Annotated in this window: 17 protein-coding genes; 7 read left to right on the top strand and 10 right to left on the bottom strand. The window is 69.4% G+C overall.

The features are described 5' to 3' along the window. Positions 1–43: 43 nt before the first annotated feature. Both FBY40_RS02230 and FBY40_RS02235 read left to right on the top strand, forming a co-directional pair. Entirely contained in the window at positions 44–2,572 is a 2,529-nt protein-coding gene (locus tag FBY40_RS02230) for a DUF4118 domain-containing protein (protein ID WP_141936087.1), read from the top strand. Continuing rightward, positions 2,569–3,249, top strand: a complete 681-nt coding sequence (locus FBY40_RS02235; protein ID WP_141936089.1) for a response regulator — start codon at positions 2,569–2,571, stop codon at positions 3,247–3,249. Before FBY40_RS02230 ends, FBY40_RS02235 begins: the two co-directional genes overlap by 4 nt. Here the strand turns inward: FBY40_RS02235 and FBY40_RS02240 are convergent. Further along, positions 3,222–4,205, bottom strand: coding sequence for a DUF389 domain-containing protein (locus tag FBY40_RS02240; protein ID WP_141936091.1), 984 nt, complete (start codon positions 4,203–4,205; stop codon positions 3,222–3,224). The two genes, FBY40_RS02235 and FBY40_RS02240, sit on opposite strands and share 28 nt — an antisense overlap. A 112-nt stretch (positions 4,206–4,317) precedes the next feature. Between FBY40_RS02240 and FBY40_RS02245 the strand changes: the two genes are divergently transcribed. Both FBY40_RS02245 and FBY40_RS02250 read left to right on the top strand, forming a co-directional pair. Further along, complete coding sequence (locus FBY40_RS02245; RefSeq protein WP_141936092.1) at positions 4,318–4,869, top strand: DUF6611 family protein; 552 nt, start codon at positions 4,318–4,320, stop codon at positions 4,867–4,869. 34 nt (positions 4,870–4,903) lie between these two features. Continuing rightward, entirely contained in the window at positions 4,904–5,536 is a 633-nt protein-coding gene (locus FBY40_RS02250; RefSeq protein WP_160141331.1) for a MarC family protein, read from the top strand. A gap of 11 nt (positions 5,537–5,547) precedes the next feature. On the opposite strand, the gene FBY40_RS02255 is transcribed toward FBY40_RS02250, so the two are convergent. After that, positions 5,548–6,945 carry an FAD-dependent oxidoreductase gene (locus FBY40_RS02255; RefSeq protein WP_141936096.1) on the bottom strand — a complete coding sequence of 466 codons (1,398 nt, stop codon included), beginning with the start codon at positions 6,943–6,945 and terminating at the stop codon, positions 5,548–5,550. A 167-nt stretch (positions 6,946–7,112) separates the two neighbouring features. Between FBY40_RS02255 and FBY40_RS02260 the strand changes: the two genes are divergently transcribed. After that, complete coding sequence (locus tag FBY40_RS02260; protein ID WP_141936098.1) at positions 7,113–8,246, top strand: helix-turn-helix transcriptional regulator; 1,134 nt, start codon at positions 7,113–7,115, stop codon at positions 8,244–8,246. Between the two features lie 45 nt (positions 8,247–8,291). Here FBY40_RS02260 and FBY40_RS02265 read toward each other — a convergent pair whose 3' ends face one another. The 3 genes from FBY40_RS02265 to FBY40_RS02275 form a co-directional block, all read right to left on the bottom strand. Further along, positions 8,292–9,194 carry a TerC family protein gene (locus FBY40_RS02265; RefSeq protein ID WP_141936100.1) on the bottom strand — a complete coding sequence of 301 codons (903 nt, stop codon included), beginning with the start codon at positions 9,192–9,194 and terminating at the stop codon, positions 8,292–8,294. Positions 9,195–9,267: 73 nt separating this feature from the next. Next, positions 9,268–10,248 carry an SRPBCC family protein gene (locus tag FBY40_RS02270; protein ID WP_141936102.1) on the bottom strand — a complete coding sequence of 327 codons (981 nt, stop codon included), beginning with the start codon at positions 10,246–10,248 and terminating at the stop codon, positions 9,268–9,270. Position 10,249: 1 nt separating this feature from the next. Continuing rightward, complete coding sequence (locus FBY40_RS02275) at positions 10,250–10,624, bottom strand: ArsR/SmtB family transcription factor (protein WP_141936104.1); 375 nt, start codon at positions 10,622–10,624, stop codon at positions 10,250–10,252. A gap of 162 nt (positions 10,625–10,786) precedes the next feature. Between FBY40_RS02275 and FBY40_RS02280 the strand changes: the two genes are divergently transcribed. After that, complete coding sequence (locus FBY40_RS02280; protein ID WP_200829908.1) at positions 10,787–11,509, top strand: alpha/beta fold hydrolase; 723 nt, start codon at positions 10,787–10,789, stop codon at positions 11,507–11,509. A gap of 60 nt (positions 11,510–11,569) precedes the next feature. Here the strand turns inward: FBY40_RS02280 and FBY40_RS02285 are convergent, their stop codons facing one another. The 3 genes from FBY40_RS02285 to FBY40_RS02295 all read right to left on the bottom strand — a co-directional run bounded on the left by FBY40_RS02285 (position 11,570) and on the right by FBY40_RS02295 (position 13,881). Then, positions 11,570–12,481, bottom strand: coding sequence for a DUF808 domain-containing protein (locus FBY40_RS02285; protein WP_141936106.1), 912 nt, complete (start codon positions 12,479–12,481; stop codon positions 11,570–11,572). Positions 12,482–12,580: 99 nt separating this feature from the next. Beyond that, positions 12,581–13,180, bottom strand: coding sequence for a TetR/AcrR family transcriptional regulator (locus FBY40_RS02290; RefSeq protein WP_141936108.1), 600 nt, complete (start codon positions 13,178–13,180; stop codon positions 12,581–12,583). A gap of 122 nt (positions 13,181–13,302) precedes the next feature. After that, the gene (locus tag FBY40_RS02295) at positions 13,303–13,881 is read right to left on the bottom strand and encodes a small multidrug efflux protein (protein ID WP_141936110.1); all 579 of its coding nucleotides are present in this window, start codon (positions 13,879–13,881) and stop codon (positions 13,303–13,305) included. Between the two features lie 200 nt (positions 13,882–14,081). On the opposite strand from FBY40_RS02295, the gene FBY40_RS02300 reads away from it, so the two are divergent. Further along, a complete protein-coding gene (locus FBY40_RS02300) occupies positions 14,082–14,696 on the top strand; it encodes an Atu4866 domain-containing protein (protein WP_160141332.1) in 615 nt (204 codons plus the stop codon). Here the strand turns inward: FBY40_RS02300 and FBY40_RS02305 are convergent. Beyond that, complete coding sequence (locus FBY40_RS02305; protein WP_141936114.1) at positions 14,669–15,049, bottom strand: VOC family protein; 381 nt, start codon at positions 15,047–15,049, stop codon at positions 14,669–14,671. The two genes, FBY40_RS02300 and FBY40_RS02305, sit on opposite strands and share 28 nt — an antisense overlap. Before the next feature lie 21 nt (positions 15,050–15,070). Further along, complete coding sequence (locus tag FBY40_RS02310) at positions 15,071–16,129, bottom strand: IS110 family transposase (RefSeq protein ID WP_200829909.1); 1,059 nt, start codon at positions 16,127–16,129, stop codon at positions 15,071–15,073. Positions 16,130–16,394 lie beyond the last annotated feature (265 nt).

A 16,394-nucleotide genomic window follows, 5' to 3' on the forward strand; every position in this document is an offset into this window, starting at 1 on the left:
CCGCCGCCCGCGCCCACCGCATCACCCTCGCCGGGGTGAGACGGTGAAGCGCGGGCGGCTGCGCGTGCTGCTGGGAGCGGCACCGGGCGTCGGCAAGACCTACGAGATGCTCGAAGAGGGCCGGCGGCTGGCGGGAGAGGGGCGCGACGTCGTCGTCGCGATCGTCGAGACCCACGGCCGCGCCGCGACGGCCGCGCAGATCGAGGGTCTGGAGGTCATGCCGCGCCGCGTCGTGGAACATCGCGGGGTCGAGCTGACCGAACTCGACCTCGACGGGGTGCTGGCGCGACGCCCCGAGATCGCGCTCGTCGACGAGCTCGCCCACACCAACGCGCCGGGATCCCCGCACGACAAGCGGTGGAAAGACGTCGAGGCCCTCCGCGACGCGGGGATCGACGTGATCACCACCGTCAACGTGCAGCACATCGAGTCGATGAACGGGGTGGTCGAACAGATCACCGGCATCCCGCAGCGCGAGACCGTGCCCGATGCGGTCGTGCGCGGCGCCGACCAGATCGAGGTGGTCGACCTCGCCCCCCAGTCGCTGCGCGACCGGCTCTCGTCAGGACAGGTCTACCCCGCCGAACGCATCGACGCGGCGCTGTCGAACTACTTCCGCCTGGGCAACCTCACGGCGCTGCGCGAACTCGCCCTGCTGTGGCTGGCCGACGAGGTCGACAGCGCCCTGAAGTCCTACCGGGCCGAGCACGGCATCGAGGGCACCTGGCAGGCCCGCGAGCGTGTCGTCGTGGCCCTCACCGGCGGACCCGAGGGCGAGACGCTGCTGCGTCGCGGCGCGCGGATCGCCGCCCGTTCGGCCGGCGGCGAGCTGCTCGCGGTGCACGTGTCCAGCCAGGACGGGCTCCGCACCTCGAGCCCGGCCGCGCTCGCCCAGCAGCGCGCCCTCGTCGAGTCGCTTGGGGGCACCTACCACCAGGTCGTCGGCGATGACATCCCGCGCGCCCTGGTGGACTTCGCGCGCTCGGTCAACGCCTCGCAGCTCGTCATCGGTGTCAGCCGTCGCGGCCGGCTCGCCGCGGCGGTGACCGGCCCGGGTATCGGCGCGACCGTGATCCGGGAATCCGGCGATATCGACGTGCACATCGTCACGCACGCCGCCGCCGGAGGCCGTTTCGCCCTCCCCCGGGTAAGGGGCGGAGCCCTGAGCGTCAAGCGACGGGTGCTGGGGTTCGTGACTGCACTGTTCGGCGGTCCGCTCCTGTCGGTGTTGCTGCTCACCTTCCGCAGCGACGAGTCGATCACCTCCGACGTGCTGTCGTATCAGCTGCTCGTCGTGATCGTCGCGCTCATCGGCGGCATCTGGCCGGCGCTGTTCGCCGCCGTGCTCTCGGGATTGACCCTCGACTTCCTCTTCGTCGAGCCGCTCTACAACGTCACGATCTCCGACCCGCTTCACGCCCTGGCGCTCGGACTCTACGTCGTGATCGCGATCCTCGTCAGCTACATCGTCGACCAAGCCGCGCGGGCAGCGCGGGTCGCCCGCCGCGCGGCAGCCGAATCGGAGCTCCTCGCGACGGTCGCCGGCAGCGTCCTGCGCGGAGAAAGCGCCATTCCCGCGCTCGTCACCCGCACCCGTGAGGCCCTCGGCCTCGCCGGGGTGCGCCTCGAAGCTGCCGACGGCACGACGATCGCCACGGACGGCGAGCCCGTGCGCGGCGACGACTACGTCACGATGGACGTCGGCCGCGGTCCCGACGGCGAGCCCCGGGGCCGATTGGAGCTGCACGGCACGCTGGGGGCGCGCGAACGGCGACTGCTCGACGCGATCGTCGCCCAGCTCGCCGCCGCCCTCGAGCACACCGACCTCACCGCGACCGCGCGAGCGGCCGGTGCCCTGGCCGAAGCCGACCAGGTGCGCTCGGCCCTGCTGTCCGCCGTCAGCCACGACCTCCGCCGCCCCCTCGCCGCCGCGCTCGCGGCGATCGGAGGCCTCCGCGCCGCAGGCGATCAGCTGAGCGCCGAAGACCGGCGAGAACTTCTCGAGACCGCCGACGAGAGCCTGTCCACCCTGGCGCAGCTCGTCACCGATCTGCTCGACGTCAGCCGCGTGCAGGCGGGTGTGCTCGCCGTGTCGCTGACACCCGTCGATGCGGCCGGCGCCGTGCTCTCAGCCCTCGACGAGCTCGACCTCGGGCCGGGCGATGTCGAACTCGGGCTCGACGCCGACCTTCCCGCACTCACCGCCGACCCCGTCCTGCTGCAACGGGTGCTGGTGAACGTGCTCGCCAACGCCCGGCGGCACAGTCCCGAGGGTGCACGCGTGCTCGTCACCACGAGCCGGCTCGGGCAGTATGCCGAGATCCGGATCATCGACCGCGGACCAGGTGTGAGCGCCGAGCGTCGAGAGGACATGTTCGCGCCCTTCCAGCGGCTCGGCGACGTCGACAACACCACGGGGCTCGGCCTCGGGTTGGCCCTGTCGAAGGGCTTCACGGAAGGGATGGGCGGTGCGCTCACGCCCGAGAACACGCCGGGCGGCGGGCTCACCATGGTGATCTCACTCCCGCTTGCGGCCGTCACCCCGGTCCCTGCCGGAGGCGGGCGCCCATGAAGATCCTCCTCGCCGACGACGATCCGCAGCTCGTCCGGGCGCTGCGTATCACGCTCGCAGCCCACGGGTACGACGTCGTCGCCGCCCCCGACGGGGCCGCCGCCGTCACCCTCGCCGCCCAGTCGCATCCCGACATCGTCCTCCTGGATCTCGGGATGCCGCGGCTCGACGGCATGCAGGTGATCGAGGCCCTGCGCGGCTGGACGAGCGCGCCCATCATCGTGGTGTCGGGGCGCACCGGATCGGCTGACAAGGTCGACGCGCTCGACGCGGGCGCCGACGACTACGTCACCAAGCCCTTCCAGATCGATGAGCTCCTCGCGCGGCTGCGCGCCCTCTCCCGCCGGCGCGGCGGCGCGGCCTCCGAGCCGCTCGTGTCCTTCGGCGACGTCACCGTCGACCTCTCCGCGCGGGCCGTGACCCGCAACGGCGACCGGGTGCACCTCACCCCCACCGAATGGCGGATGCTCGAGTTCCTGGCACGAAACCCCGGCGCCCTCGTCACCCGTCAGACCCTGTTGAAGGAGATCTGGGCGAGCGAGAACGTGCAGGACTCGGGGTACCTGCGGCTGTACATGTCGCAGTTGCGCAGGAAGCTCGAGCCCGACCCTTCGCATCCGGTGCACCTGATCACCGAGTCGGGGATGGGCTACCGGCTGGTGATGGATCCCGCCTGATGCCCGCCGGCGCGCGCCATCCGACGGGACTCCACCCGGCGGGAGATGGCCCGGCCGGCGTGCAGCTGCACGAAGAGTGTCACCGTTCCCGCCAGGAGGAGCCCGGCGAGATTCAGCGCGAGCTGCACCAGCGCCGCGCCGGCCTCAGCCCACGCCCCTACCGCGAGGGTCAGTCCGATCGTGCCGACCGCGGGCACGGTCGTGATGGAGATGAAGACCCCGACGAGCGCCGACGACTTCGACGTCGTCGATGAAAGCACCCCGGCGATGCCCGCAAGCACGGCGATCACGAAGGACCATGCGTCGGGACTGACGATGAACTGCGTCGCCTCGCCGGTCGTCGCCTGCTCGTACGTGAAGATGCCGAGGGCGTAGAGGAGGGCCCACACCCCCCACGCGATCAGGGCGCACACCGCGAAGCCGCCGAAGAGCGTGACCGACGCCGGCCCGATGATTCCCCGACGGCGGCGCACCGCCGCGTAGCAGATTGCGGCGATCGGAGCGAACTCCGGCCCCACCACCATCGCGCCGATGATGAGGATCGGCTGGTCCAAGAGCCGCCCGATCCCAGCGATCAGCGTCGCCAGCAGCAGGAACGCGAAGAAGCTCCAGGACGGACGGGCGTCCTCGGTGGCGCGGCTTGCCAGCTGAGCCCACAGGACGCCGTCGGAGGGATGACCCGGTGCGGCGCGTTCGGCCGCGTGTGCGGCATCCGACACCACCGTCAGAGGCTCGCTCACGACGATCGCGCCGCGCTCGGGCACTCCGGCGTGCCGGAGCAGCCGAACGATGTTGTTGACGTCCTCTCGTGCGACATCGAAGAGCAGCAGGTCACCGTTGCCCGTGTCGGAGACGCCGGGCACGACGACGAGATCGATGACGGTGGGCTGCGCCCGCAGCTGCGGCGCGAGCTCGCGGGCGAGCGCCGACGGCGCGGTCACGCGGATGGTGAGCATGGTGCCATCCTGCCCGGCAGGGGCGTCAGGAAGTCGTGAGGATCACGTCGCGTCGCGTAGGCGATCCGTCGAGACCGGATACCCCCGGGCGGGCGGTGCCGAGGATCATCTCATGCGTCCTCTCCCCACCGCTCCCGGCTCGCGCCCACTGCGTGGCAGCTGGGGGTTTCTCGAAACGACGGTCGCCCGCTACGGCGAGATGCGCGTGCGCCTGGTGATCCTTCCCCCTGAGACCACCGACCTCGAACGGCGCCTGTGGGTACTGATGCGGCTCTGGCCCTTCGTCGGACTGGTCGTGGGGGTCGTGGCGGGCCTGCTGCTGTCCGACGTCCTGGGAACGGCCGCGACGGTGATCCTCGCCGCGGTGGTGTGGCTGGCGCCCGCCATCGCCCTCTGGGTGGTGATGGGGCCGTTCCTCGGCCGCATCCGCGAGGAATGGGTGACCTGCGCGATCGGATGCGAGGACTCCGACCTGCGTCGGCGCGAACTGAACCGCGTGGCCCGCGCGCTGTCGTACGCGGAGGAGTCCTGGCGGACGGGCCGCCGCTCGCGCGGCGACTTCGAGGCGTCCTGGTCGGGCGCATGGGACCGGTTCGCCCCCCGGGTGTCCGAGTACGAGCCTGGCTCCGACGAGGGGAGGGTCGCCGCGTCGGGCGGGTTCTAGGATGAGGGCGCCCCCGTCCTCATCCCGGAGCCGCATGGACACCGCGATCGCCGCCCCCACCCTGATCACGAGCGCCGTGGCGCTGTTCACCATCTGCAACCCGATCGGCACCCTGCCGGTCTTCCTGCAGGTGACCGACGGCCGAACGCCCGCGCAGCAGCGCCGGATCGGGCTTCTCGTCGGGCTCGCGGTCATCGTGATCCTCGCCGTGTCGCTCCTGGCCGGCACCTGGGTGCTGCAGGTCTTCGGCATCGACATCACCGCGTTCAAGATCGCTGGCAACCTGCTCGTCGCCGCGATCGGATGGGCGATGCTCCTCGCCCGGCCGAGCCCGGTCGCCACCAACGATCCCGCCGGGTCGCCGGTCGTCGTGCCGCTCGCCATCCCGGTCATCGCCGGGCCGGGGGCGATCGCTCTCGCCATCACCTTCGCCCACTCCTACACCTCGGTGATCGACTACGTCGCAGGACTCGGCATCGTGGTCGTCGTCGGGCTCATCTGCTCGGTGGTGCTCTACTTCGGCCCGTTCGTCGCGAAGCTCCTCGGCCCCGCCGGCATGAACGTGCTCACCCGGATCTTCGGGTTGCTCCTCCTCGCGATCGCGGTGCAGTCGATCGTGACCTCGCTCGGCGAGGCCCTGCCGGGGCTGACCTCGACCGCGTCCTGACCGCGACCGGGTCAGGTCACCGGCTGTGCCGCGGAGAACACCGCGGCGGGATCGAACCGGCGCTTGAGCTCGCCCAGCCGAGCGAATGCGTCGCCGTACCCGATCCGACGATCCGCCCCGCCGCCGTCGACGAAGGTCAGGGCGAGGGCATCGATGTGCCACGGCGAGAAGAGCGCCACCGCCTCGCGGACGGCCGCATCGGCTCCGGCCGCAGCCTCGGGCACCGGGACCATCGTGACGGCGTGGCTGATGTACCGCCCCCGCATGGCCGACACCGCACCGCCGGCGGCGACGGGCCGGGCGACGGCTCCTCCGATGTGGCGCAGCTCCGTCATGAAGAGTTCTCGGTTCGAGCCGGCCCGCAGGAACGCGTCGATGGCGTCATCCGGGAGCTCGTCGAGGACCGCGTGCGCGGTGACCGCGGGAGTCGGCTGCGGCGGGTCCATGTGTACGGCGACCAGTCCGGCGGCGGGGATACGGGCGAACGTGTCCATCTCCGGCGCGAGCTCGCGCAGCGGCGCGAGGACCGCCGCCGCCGCGTCATCCGTCTCGAGCACCGCCCCGTCGATGACCACGACCGACCGGCCGGACAGGAAGGGCGGGAGCTCGGGCAGGGGCGGGAGGTTCAGGATGCGCAGGGTGGTCGTCGCGCTCTCGGGAACCGTCGCCGTCCACGCCGCCCAGGCGCGAGCGACCTCCGGGGCGCGCGCTGCGTCCCACAGCAGCATGCCGGCGTACACGTCCGCGTACGGGAGCAGGTCGATCTCGAGCGAGACCACCACTCCGAAGGCGCCGGAACCGCCGCGGACCGCCCAGAAGAGGTCGGAGTTCTCCTCGGCGCTCGCGCGCACGAGAGCGCCGTCGGCAGTGACGAGCTGTACGGCGCGGACGAAGTTGACGGCCAGGCCGTGCGTCCGCGCGTAGAACGACAACCCGCCGCTGAGGCTGTACCCGGCGACGCTCACGTCGCCGGCGCTCCCGTGCGGAGCGGTCAGGCCGTGAGGGGCCGTCGCTTCGAGCACGTCGTTCCAGTGCGAACCGCCCAGTACGCGCGCGGTGCGCGCGACGGGGTCGACCGTGACGCCGCGCAGGCGCGCCAGCGAGACGATCACGGTGTCGGCGTGCCCGGTGTCGGCCAGAGCAGCAGCAGCGTGACCGGTGGACTGCGGTGCGACCCGAAGTCCTGCCGCAGTGGCGGCACGGACGATCTCCACGACGTCTTCGGCGGTCTCGGGGCGGGCGACCGCGACCGGTCGTTGGTCGACGGCGACGTTCCATGGCATGCGTGCCAGGTCCCATTCGGCGTCGCCGGGCAGCACGACGCGGCTTCCGAGGTGGGCGCGCAGGCGGTTCGCCCGCGGGTCCGCCTCAGGACGGGCGGCGTCGGTCGTCGTGTCGGACAGGGTCATGATGAGCTCCAGCGGTCTGATGTCTGATCGGGTGGGCACCGCGATGGGCGCCCGTCGGAGAGTCTGACGGCGCCCGACGTGCTGCCACCATCCCAGCGGAGAGGGATCTTGGGGCATCCCAGATACCTGGGATGGTGGATCTTCTCCGGCGGGAGCACACTGTTCGCATGGCCACCGCACTGGCTCTGGGGCGTGCGCGGAGCGACATCGAGGTGATGTCGCGCGCCGGCCTCCCCCTGCACCGGTTCATGGACGAGGCCGCGGTCGCCCTGGGCACCGTGGTGCCCTTCGTGGCCGCGTGCGTGTCGACACTCGACCCGGCGACGGCGATGGTGTCGAGCGTGCGGAAGTTCGGCGCCCTCGACGGCCGCAACGAACAGGATGTCTCGTGGTCGCAGATCGAGTACGGCGGCGAGGAGCCGACGGCGATCCGCGGGATGCTCCGAGCCGGGCGCACGGCCGTGGGGATGCAGCGTGAGACCGGCGGGGAGCTGGAGCGCTCAGCGCGGATGGCCGAACTGCTCATTCCGTACTTCGACTTCCATGACGAGGCGCGTGTGGTCTTCGCCGATCGGAGCGGCGGGTGGGGACACGTCTCGCTCTTCCGCGGGAGCGACGACCAGGGGTTCGGACCGGATGAGCTGGCGTTCCTCGCCGCCGTTGCGTCATCGTTCACCCGCGGCATCCGCACCGGGCTCCTCGCCCAGATCGCCCTGACCAACCCCGTGCGCGAGGCCGGTCCGGCCGTCGTCATCGTCGATGCGCAAGACCGCATCATCCAGTCCACCCCCGGGGCACAGCGGCACCTGGAACGGATGTCCACGCCGCCGGGAATGGGCGATCCGCTCGTCTACGTCTTCGCGCTCGTCGACGCCGCCCGCCGACTCGCGCGGGGCGAGACCGACCGCGTCCCCCGGGTGCGGGCGCGCACGGCGGACGGGCTCTGGCTGGTGCTGCACGCCGCACCGCTCGGTGGGCTCGGCGATCGCGGCGGGGACGTCGTCGTCACCGTCGAAGAAGCCCGTCCACAGGAGGTGATCGACCTGGTCGCCGCGGCCTTCGGCCTCACCGCGCGCGAGCGCGACGTCGTCTCCATCGTGCTCCGAGGCGCCGACACGAAGGAGATCGCCGCCTCGATGCACGTCTCGCCCTACACCGTGCAGGACCACCTGAAGTCGATCTTCGACAAGGCGGGGGTCACCAGCCGTCGAGAACTCGTCGCCCGGGTCTACTTCGACCAATACCTCTCGCGCGCCGGGTCCGACCTCGCCCCCGGCGGGTGGTACGCGGCCGCGCCCTGACGGTGCCGCGCCCTGACGGCGCCGCAGCACACCGCCGGATCGGGCTCAGCCGAGGCCGGCGCGCTCGGTTTCGACCGCACCCTCGCCGGCGACGGGCTTGCGCGAGAGCCCGACCGCACCGGCGGACGGGTCCTTCGACCGCGACAGCGCCGCGGCGACGGCGACCGACTCGTCGACGTCGCGGTAGCGAGGACGCAGCTTCACCGGATGCTCGGGCTTCTTCTCGCGCTTCGCGCGCCGCGCGGCGTAGGTGAGGTTCAGCGCCTCGACGAAGATCGCGAAGGCCATCGGCCCGTAGATGAAGGCCTTGTCGATGTAGAACCCGAAGCCCTCGGCGATGAGGAACACACCGATGAGGAGCAGGAACGACAGGGCCAGCATCTTCACGGTGGGGTGCTTGTTGACGAACTCGAAGATGAACCGCGCGGCGAAGAGCATGATGCCGAACGACAGCACGACGACCGTGACGATCACCACGAGGTTCGTCGTCATGCCGACGGCGGTGATGACCGAGTCGAGCGAGAAGACCAGGTCGAGCACGAGGATCTGGCCGATCACCGCGCCGAACGAGATCGCCTTCGAACCGCCGGCGCCGTGCTCATCCTCGGCGCCCTCGAGCTTGTGGTGGATCTCGGTGACCGCCTTGTAGAGCAGGAACAACCCACCCGCGATGAGGATGATGTCCTTCCACGAGAAGCTCAGATCACCGACGGCGAACACCTCTTCGGTCAGCGTGATGAGCCAGCCGGCGAAGAACACCAGGATGACGCGCATCAGCATCGCCAGGGTCAGCCCGAGGTTGCGGGCCTTGGCCTGCTGCTCCTTCGGGAGCTTGGAGGCGAGGATCGAGATGAAGATGACGTTGTCGACGCCGAGGACGATCTCCAGCACGAACAGCGTGAGGAACACCGCGATGAGATCGGGCGTGAATGCGAAGCTGAAGTCCACGGTCACATCGTAGGGGGGTGACCGAACCGGCCACCCCCCCTTGATCTCCGCGCCACCGTTCGAGGTGCGCCGATCAGACCGTCGCGAGCACACCCTCGAGGCGTGCGTAGCTGGCCTCCATGCCGTCGACCATGCCGGTGGCCAGGATCATGTCGCGCGTCTCCTTGTCGGGGTACTCGATGACGAGCGTGAGAAGCGTCACCCCGTCTTCTTCGTAGAAGGAGAGATCGTTGATCGTCCCCGGTCCGTCCATCCCGATCATCCGCTCGGTCGACACCTCACGGCGGGGCGGGTCACTGAGGAGGAGCTCGCCTTCGAAGCCGAACTCCTCCCCCTCGACACCCGGGCCGGGCACCCAGACGTTCCGGAACGTGTCGCCGACGGCTTCGGCCTGTTCGGCGACGGGCATCGTCCAGCCGTCGGGTCCGAGCATCCACTTCTTCAGCAGCTCCGAGTCGTGGTGGGCCTTCCAGACCAGCTCACGGGGACCTCGGATGACCCGGGTGATGCGCACGTGCTGATCGTCGAGGATCTCGAGCTCCGTGCCGCGCCCCGCAGCGTACTCGCGGAGGTCGTGCAGGACGAGGTCGAGCTGGTTGATCGCCAGCGTCGAGCCTTCGACCGCGCCGAACGCGACGACCTGCTCGAGTGCGTCAGCGGACGCGAAGTAGGTGGTGTTGACCAGGCGCGACCCTGTCGCGGTCGCCTCGAAGGCGAAGACCACCCGCATGACGGGCATTCCCTCGAGCGGGGCGCCCTCTTCATTGGCGAAGGCGTCGAGCACGGTGAATCCCCGCGGAGCGTCGATGGAGAGGAACTCCCACGATCCCCACGACTGCTCTCCCTTCGGGCTCGTCATCACGTAGCGCGCATGCCCGCCGACGGTGAAGTCGAACTGCGGGAAGCGCGCCGGCCACCCCGGAGGGCCCCAGAAGCGCTCGAGCTGCTGCGGATCGGTGAACGCGCGCCAGAGCCGTTCGACGGATGCGTCGAACTCGGCCTCGAGAGTCATGGTGAGCGCTTCGGCGTCGGTGGTGACATCGGTGACGGGCATGTCAGTCTCCTTCGTTGGGTCCTGCGGGTGTGGGTGTCGAGGGGTCTTCGGCGAGAAGCTGGTCGAGGCGCGCGATGCGCGAGCGCCAGAGTTCCTCGTAGGCGGCGAGCAGCGCGCGGGCGCGGGCGATCATGGCCGGATCCGCTCGGACCAGCCGCTCCCGGCCCTCGGCGCGCTTGACGATGAGGCCGGCCGCTTCGAGCACCGCGACATGCTTCTGCACCGCGGCGAACGACATGTCGTACTCACGGGCCAAGCCCGACACCGAGTGCTCGCGCTCGATTGCGCGGCGCAGGATGTCGCGACGCGTCGCCGCGGCGAGTGCGTGGAACACGCGGTCGATGTCGTCATCGCTGAGCTCCGTTTGTACAACCATTTGGTTGTACGTTAGACCTCTGCACCGACTCGGTCAACACCCGCTGTGAAATCACTGATGCTCGGTCATGCCGCCTCCCGCCTATATGCAATATATTGCGACATCTTGATGTTGTGCCTCGACAACGGGCTCACAAGAGCCGCCTTTCAAAGGAAGAGAGTCATGACAACCACTGAACAGATCAAGAACGTCGTCCTCGTTCACGGGGCCTTCGCGGACGGATCCGGCTGGCGCCGGGTCTACGACCTGCTCACGGCCCGTGGGTACCGTGTGTCGATCGTGCAGAATCCGCTGACCTCGTTCGCCGACGACGTCGCCGCCACCACGCGCGTCTTGGACCTGCAGGACGGACCCGCGATCCTCGTCGGCCACTCCTGGGGCGGCACCGTGATCACCGAAGCCGGCGCACACCCCAACGTCGCCGGGCTGGTCTACGTGTCGGCGCTCATTCCCGATGTCGGTGAGACCAGCGGGCAGCAGTACGAGGGCTTCGCTCCGACGCCAGAGTTCGTCATCGACGTCACCCCGGACGGCTTCGGCTACCTCAACCGCGACGCGTTCCGCGGTGGGTTCGCCGCCGACCTCGACGAGGCGGATGCCGCGTTCCTGGCCGACAGCCAGGTGCCGGTGAACATGGCGGTCTTCAGCGAGGCGGTCACGGTCGCCGCGTGGCACGACAAGCCCAGCTGGGCGGTCATCGCCACCGAGGACAAGGCGTTCGACCAGGCGATGCTGCAGCATATGGCCACCCGCATCGGCGCCGACATCACCCACGTACCCGGTAGCCACGCCCTGTTCATCACCCAGGCAGATGCCGTCGTCGAGGTGATCGCCACCGCCACCCGCACCGCACCCAAGGCGCACGCGGAGGCGGGAGCTCGTTGACGTCCCACCCTCCGTCGGGGTCGGCTTCGCCATCACCGCGAACCGACTCCGACCGCGGCGTCACTCCGACGAGCGAGCGGCGTGCGGTGCGATGTCCTTCCGGGACGAGGGCAGAAGGCGCTTCACACCCGTCACCACGCCGACGATGAGAAGTCCGGCGATGAGACCGAAGACCGCCGAGACGGCGGTGTCGACGATCCAGACGACGACCGGGCCGGCCGCCTCCACGAGGCCCGTGATCGCGTGCAGGACGTCGTACGGCCCGTGCCAGAACGTCTCCGCGAGGTTGGTGATGACGAGGTGGCCGCCGACCCAGAGCATCGCGACGGTGCCGACCACGCTGATCACGCGGAACACCGCGGGCATCGAGGCGACGACACGTGCGCCGGTGCGACGGACGCGGCGCGACGGACTCTTCATCAAGCGGAGCCCGACGTCGTCGATCTTGACCAGCAGGGCGACGGCGCCGTAGACGAGCGCCGTCATGCCGAGTCCGATGACGGCGAGCGCGGCCAGGGTCATCCCCAGTCCGAAATCGGGATCCAGGCTCGTGAGGGCGATGAGCATGATCTCGGTGCTCAGGATGAGATCGGTGCGGATCGCGCCGAACACGAGCTTCTTCTCATCCCGCGGCTCGTCCTCCTCGGTCTCGTGATGCGCACCGAACCACTCCATCACCTTCTCGGCGCCCTCGTAGCAGAGGAAGCCGCCGCCGATGATCAGCAGGAACGGCAGCACCCACGGCGCGAAGGCGGTGAGAAGCAGCGCGATCGGGATGATGATGACGAACTTGTTGACGAGGCTGCCCAGCGCGATCTTCCACACGACGGGGAGTTCCCGCGCGGGAGTGATGCCCTGAACGTACTGGGGCGTCACGGCCGCATCGTCGATCACGACGCCTGCGGTCTTCGCACTCGCCTTCAGCGCCGCCGTGAGGATGTCATCGACGACGGCGAGCAGCCCTACCGACATGTGCGCTTCTCCCCTCGGCCTGAGCATCGGTTCCGACCACTCAGAGCACCCGCCCTAACGCTATCCGCTCGCGGGGCAACCACCGGGGGTATCGACAGGTCAGCTCGGCGGCCAGTGCGCGAGCGCCGCGTCGACGACTCGCTGCAGGTCATCGGCCGAGGCTCCCCCGGCGGCCTCGACGGAGACCCCATCGGCCACCGCCGTGAGATATCGAGCGAGCAGGTCCGGATCGGCGTCAGCGGGGAGGTCCCCCTCTGCGATGGCGCGCCGAAAGCGGTCCCGAAGGTCGGATCGAGTCCGGGCGCGCCACGTCGTGAGGATGCTTTGCGCCGTCCCGCCGGTCACGCCGACGGCGAGAGCAGCGCGCACCCCGAAGCATCCGGATGGTTGACCGGGCAGCGTACCGGCCCGAACGGCGCCGTCGAGGTACGCGCGAGCCACCTCCCTCGCAGAGGGCGCGGCGACCGACTCGCGCGCGTAGGAGCCCGGGCCCTTCTCGTAGAGCTGCAGGACCCTCAGAAAGAGGTCTTCCTTGTTGCCGAACGCGGCGTACATGCTCTTCCGCGAGATGCCCATGGCCTCGGTGAGAAGAGCGAGGCTCGCGCCTTCGTATCCGTGCTCCCAGAACACGACCAGGGCCTTCTCGAGGGCGGCATCGGAGTCGAAGGATCGCGGGCGACCGCGCCTCGTGTGCTCCATGAGATCAACCTAAACCTCTCGCCCGAACGAACCACTGGACAACAACGACGACGCTCGCGCTCAGAGGATCACTCCGAGCGCGAGCGTCGTGGGTCTCGCGCCGGCGTGACCACCGCAGGCGATCACTGCCAACCGAGGACGTTGACGACTCCCAGTGCAGCGGCGGCGACGAGTCCGGTCCAGAGCACGATCGCCACGGCCTGCCAGAGAATCACCCACCCCTTCTTGATGCCCGAGGCGACGAAGAAGGCGGCGGTCAACTGAGTGGGCAGTGCGAACGGCGCGATGATGCTTGCACCCGGTACGCCGAATCGGACCAGCCACCGCTGCAGGCGGCGGCGGCCCTTCGCCCGCCGCGAATCACCTTCGGTGTCGGCCTCCGTCGGGCGTTCCATCACCATCGTCGAGCTCGAACTGGCTTGCGGCCCGGTCGGAGCGACCGAGGCCTTCGCGGCTCGGCGGGCGATCACCGACTCGCGGACACGGGAGCCGAGCAAGACGACGAGGACGACGCTGAGGAGGTTGCCGATGATACCGGCGAGCGCGGCGACGACGGGATGGATGCCGCCGAGAATGCCGATCGCTGCGGACCCCTCACCCTCCACATAGGGGATCATCCCGAGGAGGGCGACGAGCAGCGGCTGGAGGAACTCCGGAAGTTGGTCGACGTAGGCCTGGAATCCCTCGTATGGGCTGGACATGAGTCACTTCTTTCTCTTCGCCCTTTTGGGGCCCTGGCGGCGGAGAGATGCGGTCAGCTCTCCGATATCGCATCGTCGGCACGTATTTATGCACCGATCGATGCGTAATAACGCACAGTCGTGAGAATCATTCCCATTGGACACCGCGCTGCCGACACCGGTCGTCGCAAAGGCATGCAGCGAGCCGTAGCATCCCTGGGATGACCGACCTCATCGTCTCCGGTGCCACCATCCAGCGGACGCCCACCGACATCGCCGTCGGCGACCTCGTCGTCCGCGGCTCGATGATCACTTCGGGGGAGGCCCCGGCAGACGCGGCGGCGGTCATCGACGGGCGCGGCGCCTCGGTCGTGCCGCTCTTCGTCGACACGGTGTTCGGCGCACCTGAGCCACCCGCCTCGGACGCGTTCGATCTCGTCCCGGGGAACCCGGCGACCTTCGCCGTCATCGACGGCAGGGTCGGGCCCGACGAGATCCGGCACATGCTCGTCGTCCGCCCGGAGCGACTTCGCGCGGTCGTCGTCGACGGTTCAGTGATCGTCCGGGACGGTCACGCGCTTCGGCCGGCGGGCACCGATCTGAACCCCGGCGATCCGCGCCTCACCGCGTGGACCGACACACGTCGCGACATGACCCAGTATCTGACCGCGGACGGCCGGTACAGCGAGACCCGCGGCGGCCGGCGAGACGCCTGGACGGGACGGTTCTGGATCGACGGTGAGAGGATCACGTACCTCGACGACTCAGGCTTCTGGGCGTTCGGGCAATTCCACGGCGGCCAGCTGCATCACGCAGGATTCGTGCTGGAGAGCTGATCGCGCGCGTCGATGACGCAGAACCGGATGCCCTCGGGGTCCTCCATGATCACGAAGTCCGCGTCCTCCGGCATCCGATCCCACGGCACCACGCGCGCACCGAGCGCGGTCAGCCGCGCAACCTCCGCCGCCTGATCCTGGGCGTACAGGTCGAGGTGGATCCTCGGCGGCAGCACCCGGGGCGCGGGCACGGCGTCGAGCGACACGTTCGGGCCCTCGCCGCTCCGCGGGCGGAGCACAGCGAAATCCGGGTCGCGCGGCTCTCGCACCTCGTAGTCCAGCGCCCGGGTCCAGAACGCGATCTGCGCCTCGATGTCGTCGACGCGGATGACGATCGATCCGACGATGAGCATGGGTTTCTCCTATGTCAAGTGTCAGGCCGCGAGGGGGAGGTTCGCGGGGGGCAGGGTGGGCTGTTGGTCGGCGTGGAGGGCGTGGAACACGACGCGGGAGAGGCGGCGTTTGAGGCAGCGGAGGGCTTCGACGGTGGAGTCGCCGTTTTCGAGGCGTTTGCGGTAGTAGACGCGACCGAGGCCGTTGACGCGGATCTGGGTGACCGCGATGCGATGGAGGGCGGCGTTGAGTTGTCGGTTTCCTGAGCGGCTCATCCGGACTCTGCCGCGGGTGTTCCCTGACCAGACCGGGAGGAGTGCGACACCGGCGTTCATCGCGAAGCATGCTTCGGATCGGAACCGGTGGACGTTCGCGGTCTCTCCGGCGATCTTCGCGGCGGTCAAGGGGCCGCAGCCAGGGATCGCGAGGAGGTGCGGGTAGCGGTCTTGGACGAGCGCGGTGATCCTCTTCTCGAGCTCGTCGATGCGGGAGCTGCCCGTGTCGATGTCGATAAGGATGTCACGTGCCAGCTCAGCGACCAGCCCGTTACGGGCGTCCAGCCATTCATTGACCCGTCGCCGCTGCTTGCCGATCGCGAATCCTTTGGTCGGAACGTCAAACTCCGGATCCAGTTCGTGCAGATGCCAGCGGAGTCGGTTGATCTGGCGGGTTCGTTCGCTGACCAGGTCTTCCCTGCGGTCGACCAGCAGCTTCAGCTCGCGGGTCGACTCGTCGTGCGATGCGACGGGGAGGTCGGGTTCACGCAGCACGGCACGGGCCACCGCTAGCGCGTCGATCGGGTCGGACTTGCCCCGCTCACGGCTGGATGCTCGGGCCTGAGCCATCAGCTTCGGCGGCACGCGCACCACGTCCTGCCCTGCCGCGAGGAGCTCACGCTCAAGCCGTGCAGAGAGGTGGCGGCAATCCTCGATGCCCCACCGCAGCTCGCCGGGAAGCTCTCGCCTGGCCCACCGCAACGCCGCCTCGTGACCTGCGGTCGTGGCTCTCACGGTCTTCTCGCTGAGTTTGCGACCGACGGCGTCGACCGCGACGAACGTGTGCGTGCCTTTGTGGACATCCGCGCCGATGACGATCACCATGGAAATCGTCTCCTTCCAACATCATCCGAATGGGACAGGTTGGGCCGGTCGGCGGACAAACCTCAGTCGGGGGGCGATGCCACGCTCCTATCAAGTCACGCCGGCCGGTCCATCACACCCGGTGCCGGCAAAACACATGAACGCCAACCCGAAAGCGGCAGCGACCCTAAGAGCCAGACACCAGGTGATCAGGATCCAACCACCGCGAAGCGGCACTGTCACCCTGACACTGAGGCGACCCTACGCCCCGGCCGACGGCTCCCAA

Source organism: Microbacterium sp. SLBN-154 (assembly GCF_006715565.1).
Lineage (GTDB): Bacteria > Actinomycetota > Actinomycetes > Actinomycetales > Microbacteriaceae > Microbacterium.